Below are 2082 nucleotides of genomic sequence, written 5' to 3' on the forward strand. Positions count from 1 at the left end.
AAACTCATTCTCTTTTCATCGGCTACGGCTCGATGCTTATGGAGAGCCTCGTGGGCGTAATGGCGCTTGTGGCTGCGTGCATCCTAAGCCCGGGCGAATACTTCGCTATCAACTCGCCCGCTGCGGTGCTGGGCAAAGACGCGGTAAGCGCCGCGGCGTATATAAGCTCTATCGGATTTAGCATTACGCCCGAGCAGATCGGCGCCTTGGCCTCAAACGTCGGCGAAACCACGATGATGAGCCGCACGGGCGGCGCTCCTACCTTTGCGATGGGGCTAACGATGCTGCTGCATCAGATCATCGGCAGCAAGGAGCTGATGGCGTTTTGGTACCATTTCGCGATTTTGTTTGAGGCGCTGTTTATTCTGACCGCGGTCGATGCGGGCACGCGCACCGGGCGCTTTATGGTGCAAGAAATTTTAGGCAACGTCTATAAGCCATTCTCCGATACTAAAAATTCCCTCTACGGCATCATCGCGACGCTGATCTGCGTGGCGGGCTGGGGCTATCTGCTCTACAGCGGCGTTACCGATCCTATGGGCGGAATTTACACGCTGTGGCCGCTTTTCGGCGCGTCCAATCAGATGCTCGCGGGCATCGCGCTGCTGCTTGCGACGGTGGTGCTTTTTAAAATGGGCAAGCAAAAATACGCCTTCGTTACGATCGCTCCTGCGATTTGGGTGCTTATAACCACGCTTTATGCGGCGATCTTGAAGCTGATGCCGGCTAACGGCGAGCGCGTGCACGATGCGGTAAGCCACGTGGCTATCGCGCAAAACACCGTCGCCAAGCTCGCCGGCCTAAGCGATCCCGCCGCGATCGAAAAGGCGCAGGCTATCATCAGAAATAATGTCATCGACGCCGTGCTATGTGCTCTTTTCGTCGTCGTTACGATCATAGTCATCGCCCAAACGATAAGGATGTGCCTTAAAATTTCAAAGGGCGGCGCGAACGAGGGGTATTTCAAACTGGCAGAAAGCGAGCACGTAGATAGGGGCGTTTATGAAAAAGCTTAAATTTAATCCGCTCGCAGCCCCGAAGGCAGTGGCGAGGTTTTTGGCGCGCGCGGATGCCGCACTTGCGCCGCTCATCGGGCTCGGCGATTACGAGGGCTATCTGAGCCATTTCAGAAGCGCTCATCCGGACGAAATCCCGCTAAGCAGGGCGGAATTTTTCCGCGCGATGCAAGATAGCAAGGCAAAAAACGTCAAGTGCTGATAGCGGCGAAAGGGCGCGGTCGCGCCGTACTCATCGCCGGCCCGCGACGCTTTGCCGTCATGTCGTGAAATTTCGCCGCGGATTTGAAATTTTAAATTTGATAGGGCACGGGCGCGCGAGTCATGAAATTTAGCCCGCTGCTAGGGATAAAATTTCGCGCGTACCTCTTTGAGATTGCGCTTTAAATTTGCTCGCACTTAGGGCGTTGAGATTTGTCCTTGCCGTCGCGCCATACTTATCGCTAGCCGCGATTTTTTGCAACGATCTCGCCTGCATGTCGTAGAATTTTTAAACGGGTATTTGCCGCGTCTTGGTAGAATTCTATATAAAATTTTTGCAAAATTTTTAGCAAACCTGCCTTAATTAAAGGCGTGAAATCACGGCTGCAAATTTTAAATCAGGAACATGGGTGTGCTTGGACAATGGCTTAGATCTCATAGCAGGTTAAAATTTGCTCCGCATCCTCGTCGTAGGCGTTATCGACTAGTACGAGATCGCGGGCGCGCTCGGGCGTGCGATGCCTGCGTTTTTCATTTTTACCGGGAGCGAGGAGTGAATATTCACGGTTTTCGATACCGCGGCCGCCTCTGGACGCTAAATTTTGCTCGGCAAATGCGCACTTTTGCTCCGCTTCGTATTTTGTGCTCGCAGCCCGGCAAGAAGCAGCCGTAACGACGCCTAAAATTCTCGCGCCCTTTTGTTTAAATTTATGCGCCAGCACGGGCTTTGCCGCGAGGTATTGGACCTGCTCGCCGAGTTTAAATTTAAAAGGCTCATCGTACTCAAATTTATCCGTCGCTTCGCACCTGGATTTGCTCGCCTTGCCCTGCTCTGCCGAGGCAGAGACCATGTGCCCATCCAGCT

3 protein-coding genes are annotated in these 2082 nt (G+C 53.5%); 2 read left to right on the forward strand and 1 reads right to left on the reverse strand.

What is annotated here, in order from left to right; all coding sequences use genetic code 11:
• On the forward strand, positions 1–1016 hold a 1016-nt coding region (locus tag Q0340_RS11000; RefSeq protein ID WP_298083337.1), incomplete at its 5' end, for a carbon starvation CstA 5TM domain-containing protein.
• Positions 1003–1218, forward strand: coding sequence for a KCU-star family selenoprotein (gene kcuS, locus Q0340_RS11005; protein WP_295098031.1), 216 nt, complete (start codon positions 1003–1005; stop codon positions 1216–1218). The genes Q0340_RS11000 and kcuS, both read left to right, overlap by 14 nt.
• Positions 1219–1645: 427 nt before the next feature.
• On the opposite strand, the gene Q0340_RS11010 is transcribed toward kcuS, so the two are convergent.
• Positions 1646–2082 (reverse strand): hypothetical protein (locus Q0340_RS11010; protein ID WP_298083338.1); only part of this gene is annotated, 437 nt, incomplete at its 5' end.

The organism is uncultured Campylobacter sp. (assembly GCF_938045595.1).
Lineage (GTDB): Bacteria > Campylobacterota > Campylobacteria > Campylobacterales > Campylobacteraceae > Campylobacter_B.